This window comes from Pseudescherichia vulneris (genome assembly GCF_902164725.1).
In the GTDB taxonomy this organism is placed as follows: Bacteria; Pseudomonadota; Gammaproteobacteria; order Enterobacterales; family Enterobacteriaceae; genus Pseudescherichia; species Pseudescherichia vulneris.
This window is the reverse complement of the sequence record NZ_LR607338.1, coordinates 3885833-3891605: the sequence shown is the minus strand read 5'-3', so window position 1 is coordinate 3891605 and position 5773 is coordinate 3885833. Positions and strand designations below refer to the sequence as shown.

At 51.5% G+C, this 5773-nt stretch carries 6 protein-coding genes; all 6 read left to right on the top strand.

The genetic code is table 11. The features are described 5' to 3' along the window. The first annotated feature begins 33 nt into the window (after window positions 1-33). The 6 genes from FN633_RS16155 to FN633_RS16130 all read left to right on the top strand — a co-directional run bounded on the left by FN633_RS16155 (window position 34) and on the right by FN633_RS16130 (window position 5763). Window positions 34-492, top strand: a complete 459-nt coding sequence (locus FN633_RS16155; RefSeq protein ID WP_042387750.1) for a hypothetical protein — start codon at window positions 34-36, stop codon at window positions 490-492. Window positions 493-585: 93 nt separating this feature from the next. After that, the gene (locus tag FN633_RS16150) at window positions 586-2547 is read left to right on the top strand and encodes a type VI secretion system Vgr family protein (protein WP_042387748.1); all 1962 of its coding nucleotides are present in this window, start codon (window positions 586-588) and stop codon (window positions 2545-2547) included. A gap of 22 nt (window positions 2548-2569) precedes the next feature. After that, window positions 2570-3640, top strand: a complete 1071-nt coding sequence (locus FN633_RS16145; RefSeq protein ID WP_154058416.1) for a PAAR domain-containing protein — start codon at window positions 2570-2572, stop codon at window positions 3638-3640. Between the two features lie 24 nt (window positions 3641-3664). Continuing rightward, window positions 3665-4111, top strand: a complete 447-nt coding sequence (locus tag FN633_RS16140) for a hypothetical protein (RefSeq protein ID WP_154058415.1) — start codon at window positions 3665-3667, stop codon at window positions 4109-4111. Between the two features lie 14 nt (window positions 4112-4125). Then, complete coding sequence (locus tag FN633_RS16135) at window positions 4126-5199, top strand: hypothetical protein (protein ID WP_154058414.1); 1074 nt, start codon at window positions 4126-4128, stop codon at window positions 5197-5199. 120 nt (window positions 5200-5319) lie between these two features. Next, on the top strand, window positions 5320-5763 hold the full coding sequence (locus FN633_RS16130) for a hypothetical protein (RefSeq protein WP_154058413.1): 444 nt from the start codon (window positions 5320-5322) through the stop codon (window positions 5761-5763). Window positions 5764-5773 lie beyond the last annotated feature (10 nt).

Here is a 5773-nt window from a genome sequence, read left to right as displayed (position 1 = left end):
GCCCGACCCCATTGAATAAATGAGAAATAAATTATGACCACAAGAGAAAAAGTCTTCTATTTCTGGGGCGTTATGGATGCGATCGGTATTGCCTGGTACATTATGGGGCCGATCTCGTCTCTGGAAAATATGTGGGCATCAGCGGCCGGTAACCTGGCTGTGGTGATCCTCTTTTTTGCCTCTGCCGGTCCCCTGGCGGGGCTGTTTTATCTGGCTTATATCATTACACCATTTACGTTTTTTATCTCGGCATGGCTTTTTTTCAAGAGAAGCGGGGCCGCCATCAAATTTGCCCTGGTTCAGGAAGTGCTGCGTTTTTTGACGTTCCGCTGTTCAATTGCGCTCTTCCCCTTACTTGCCGGGAAGGTAGGAATTGCAGGAGGCTGGATGAATATCTCTCTGCTGATCCTCTCTGAGGCACTAAAAATAGGATCGCTCATCTACGTGGCTAAAAAACACCCCATCAAGCGGGACGAGTCTGAATCGAAATAAATCCAGGTACCAATTTGGGTAGGTTAATCTTGCCAGCACCTTTAATTTACCATCACATCATCTGCATCGCATAAACCGTATGGAATAAAGATTATGCTTAACCGTATCACTGTCCAGCTTCCCGTTGAGGGACTGCTTTTCTGGAAACTCTCTGGCCGTGAGGCGCTCTCAGAGACGTTCGCGCTAACGCTGACCCTGCTCGGTACCGATGCCCGCCTTGACCGCAGTACGCTGCTGGGCCAGCCGGTGACTATCACCATCCCGACGCAGAGCCTGCTGTCGCCGCGTTATATCAACGGCAAAATCACCAAGGTAGGCGTGAGCGCGGTCGAGCTGTCCGGGTCGCGCTATGCGGTATATGAGCTGATCGTTGAACCCGATCTGTGGCCAATGACGCGCGACCGCAACCTGCGCATCTTCCAGGGCCAGACGGTGCCGCAGATCGTTAAAACCCTGCTCGGAGAATGTCAGGTCAACATCGAGGATCGCCTGGTGTCCAGTTACCGGGTGTGGGAGTACTGCGTTCAGTATCAGGAGAGCAGCTTCGACTTCATCAGCCGCCTGATGGAGCTGGAAGGCATCACCTACTACTTTAAGCACGAAGCGGATCGCCATACGCTGGTGTTAACCGATTCCGCCACCCAGCATGAACCCTTTAGCGGCTACGAGATGATCCCGTATCACATGACGCCGTCGGGCGGTAGCACGGATGAAGAGGGCATCAGCCAGTGGGCGCTGGCCGACAGCGTAACGCCAGGCATCTACAGTCTTGACGACTACGACTTCCGCAAGCCGAACGCATGGCTGTTCAAGGCCCAGCAGAACCCCACCTCGCCGAAGCCGGGCGGTATTGACGTCTACGACTGGCCGGGGCGCTTTGTTGAGCACGGCCACGGGGAGTTCTATGCCCGCATCCGTCAGGAGCGCTGGCAGGTAGAGCACCAGGAGATCCATGCCACCGCGACGGCAATGGGTATCGCGCCGGGCTATACGTTTGCTCTGCTGAATGCCCCCTTCTTCAGCGACAATGGGGAGTATCTCACTACGGCGGTGCACTATCAGTTCGAAGAGAACCGCTACGCCAGCGGCGCGGACGGCTTTACCATTCACCGTATCGATTTCTCGGTCATCCCGACATCGGTGGTGTTCCGCCCGGCGCAGGCTACCCCCTGGCCGCGTACCTTTGGCCCGCAGACCGCACGCGTGGTCGGCCCTGAGGGCGAATCCATCTGGACCGACAAATATGGCCGCGTGAAGGTGAAATTCCATTGGGATCGGCTGGCGAAAGGGGATGACACCAGCTCCAGCTGGATCCGCGTCTCTAGCGCCTGGGCAGGCCAGGGCTACGGTAGCGTGCAGATCCCGCGCGTGGGTGATGAAGTGGTGATCGACTTTATCAACGGCGATCCGGACCGGCCGATCATCACCGGGCGCGTCTACAACGAGGGCAGCATGCCGCCGTGGACCTTACCCGCTGCCGCCACGCAGATGGGCTTTTTCAGCCGCAGTAAAGACGGGCACAAAGACAACGCTAACGCCCTGCGCTTTGAGGATAAGGCAGGCGCTGAGCAGATCTGGGTGCATGCCGAAAGGAATATGGATACTGACATTGAAAACAGTGAAACCCACAGCGTCGGTGTCGATCGGACAAAAACCATCGGTCAGGATGAACACGTCAAGGTTAAGCGCAACCGCGACGTGAACGTTGGGGTCAATTCAACCAGCAATACCGGAAGCCAGCACAAGATTAACGTCGGTGAAAACCAAACCGTCTTAACCATGGATAAAGACGGCAATGCCCTGCTGGAAGCCAATACCTCCATCAAGCTAAAGGTGAAGGATAACTATATTCTTATCACGCCATCGACCATCGAAATTATCGTTGGTGAGGGTACGCTGAAGGCAGAGAGTATTACCGAAGCCTCCTTCAAAGGGACGGAGATGACCAAGCTGGGCGGCGGAAAAGATGGCGAGCTGAAAGTGAATGACACGCTTAATATCAGCGGAACCAACCTGACCGATATTAAAGGCGCTGTCGTTAAAATTAACAGCTAATTTCAGCAGAAGGATAGTGATTATGGGACAACCTGCTGCGAGAGCAACAATCGACACCAGCGCGCATACCGGTCCAATACAGTCCGGAAGCCCCGATGTGATCATCGGTGGTTTTCCTGCCGCCCGTAAGGGGGACACCTTGTCCTGTTCAAAGCACGGCAGCGGTGCGATCGTTGGGGGATCCAGCACGGTTCTGGTGAACGGTGTGCCGCTTGCGCGCTTAGGGGATCAGACTAAGTGCAACACCAGCGGCTCGCCTGCACCCGCTGCGCCGAAACCCGCTGCACCGCAGTACTGGGGGGGAACAGCGGCGAAAAAGGCCGGTGAAGATGGCATGATGCATGGCGACAACTACGATGCTCGCGTGCTGGGTGCGTATGCCAGTATGGAGGATAAAAGCCTTAACGGCGATCTTGATACCGGCTCGGTCGGCTTTTCAATGTCCGACATTACCCTCGGTAACATGAAAAGTCAGGATTTGGTAAGAGGCGAGATGCGTAATAAGCTCGCTGTCGGCAATGCCACCGGTTCACTCTATGGCGGCGATAATAGCATTTACGGTTTCAATGCTAATGGCGCTTTGACAGGAGTGCAGTATGGCGGTACCGCCGCTGCCGGTAAAGAGAAGTGGTTATATGGCGGCGTTGCAGGGGATGTTACCATCGGTACGGCAGAAGCCAAGGCCGTGCTTGAAGGGTATACCGGTAATAATGGACGATACGGTTTTACCGCCGATGTAGGTGCGGAAGCAAAAGGGATAAAAGCCGAAGGGATGGCCAACGTTGATATTCTCGGCTTTATCATTGCGGATGCAAAAGCCGACGTTAATGCTGGCTCATTTGGGGGATCGTTAGGCGGAAGCTTATTTTGGGATGCCACCGACTACTCTGCCAATGTAAGGTTGACTGGAGGGGTAGCAACATTCGTCGGACTCAAGGGTGATGCGAGCGTAAAGGTGGTATTTAGTCGTGTCTTCGACCTCATTGACTATATCTGGGGTGACGATGACGAGCCTGCCGCCACCCCAGCTCCGGTAGACAGCGGTGATGGGACAATTATTACCGGGTGTGTTACTGTTTTGGTCGGCGGTTAAAAAGTATATGGAGAGAGTTGCATAATGAAATGGATAGGCTTTATTTTATTTATAGTCATTACCCTAGTTTATATCTGGAATGGTAGGGATCTGTTTACCAAAAAAGAGTGGCGCGCCTTTGTAGTGAAATTTGTTGCTGTGCTGATCGGAACCTTTATGTTAGCGATCGTTTTGGCACTGCTGGGGAAACACGGGCATTTGATGTCTAAAGAGACAGCGAAGATGCTAACGGTGCTTATCTCTGCCTCATTTATGACAATATTGCTTTCTAAATTCTTTGTGGTAATGCTTTGTACTCTCTTTGATATTATTATGCGCTTCCATAAGCGCTATAACACCGAGAAGAACTATTTAAAGTTATCAGCAATAGTCAATAAATATGGTCCAAAATTGCGCGTGCTGGCAAAATGCCTGGCATCACTTGGCTGTATCCTTATGTTTTACGGTATCTGGTTTGCTACCACGGTTTAAGTTGAAGAGGTTTTATGAACACCGAAAATAACTACCCTTTTCCCGTTGCATCCACAGCCAGCAACGAAGACATTGAGGCGAACTACTGGAAGTGCCTGTACACCTCTTCTGATAAGCAAATGCTTCAGTACTGGGTGGTCCTGCCGAAGCGCGTCAAACCCGCAGAGCTGACCCCGCAGCACATTGCCGAGGTCGGTCTGACTAACCTTGGCCGCTACGTGACGAATGACGCCCAGCCCTATATGGAAGTGTGGGCTGCTTACGAGCGCTGTGAGTGGGAGATGAATCCGGCGGACTGGCTGTTTAATAAGCTGGAGCTGATGGGCGAGAAAGTGCTGAATCAGCGTCTGATTGTCAATCCTGCTGGTAGCGGCGTCTTTGCCGATGTGCTGACGCTTAAAACCCACTCCTCCGGCGACGAAGTGATCTCACGCTTTACCGTGCACAAGGACTACAACCCTGAAGAGGGTGGCGGCAACTACTTCCTGATTAAAGCGGCCTGTGCATCGCGTGACTATCCGGCGCTGGCAAATGATATGTACTTTACGGTGGTGAACTGGGATCTGATGCATCGCAGTAATCTGGCTCTGGCGGAACTGCTGAAGACCGTAAGCCTCAGCAATAAAAACAGCAGCGGCTTTAAAATCCCTGATTCCTGGCAGGCTAAGGCGCTGACGGATACGCGGCTGGTGGTTGAGCATACCTTTGGCGATATCAACTATGGCGTGATTAATCTGTGCTTCTATTCGCAGGAGACGCTATTTAATGCGCAGGATGTCTTCATGGTTGCTACCAAGCGTTTCCATGAGCATGAAACTGCCGTCACGTTGACCACTGACGCGCTGAGTACGGTTAAGAACGAGTTTAACCCCTCGCTGGGAGAAACGCTCTCCACCTGCCAGGGCGAGCTATACAGCGTCGAGGAAAAGATGCGCGCTATATACCAGTGCTATATTTTTAGCTTGGGTAAAGCGTGGTGCTACGTAGAGCTGGTCGGCAGGCACCGCAATCACAGCGATTACCACTTCGAAGCGAATAAACGCTGTCTGGAAATTATTCTTTCAACTTTCCATATTGAAAAACCTTAGGGCATCACTTAAGTCGACGATACCTGCCAGTTGCTATCATGGTAACTGGCAGGAGTATAGTAAAGTGTTGATTACAGTATACCTTTAATCAATCATTCGTATTACGCAGGGACGAGGAAAATGGGCTGGTTTGGTTTTATTGTTTTTTTAGGCTTGGCGCTACTCCTGATCTGGAATAGAAAAGATCGTTTTTCTAGAAAACAATGGGTACGTATGGCTTTACTGCTTGGGCTAATTCTTTTAGGGACATTCATTATAGGCTTCTTTTTTAAATGGTTGTCCCTGTCGCTCTCCATCTTTTCAATAGCAACGGCCAGGCATTATACGGCTATCGTTTCCCTGTCATTCTTGTGTTTATGGGGAGTGAAATTGGCGGTTGTCTTGTTATGCACCATTTTTGCAAGGATCATGGGATTCCATGAAGTGCACAACGCTGAAAATTATCAAAAAATATTATCTATCTCGAATAAATTGGGCCCGGCTCTATTAATAGCGGCAAAATGTTCGGTTTCAATCAGTGCGTTCGTGATGTTCTATGGTATCTGGTTTGGAAACAATGTTTGAGTTAATGCGC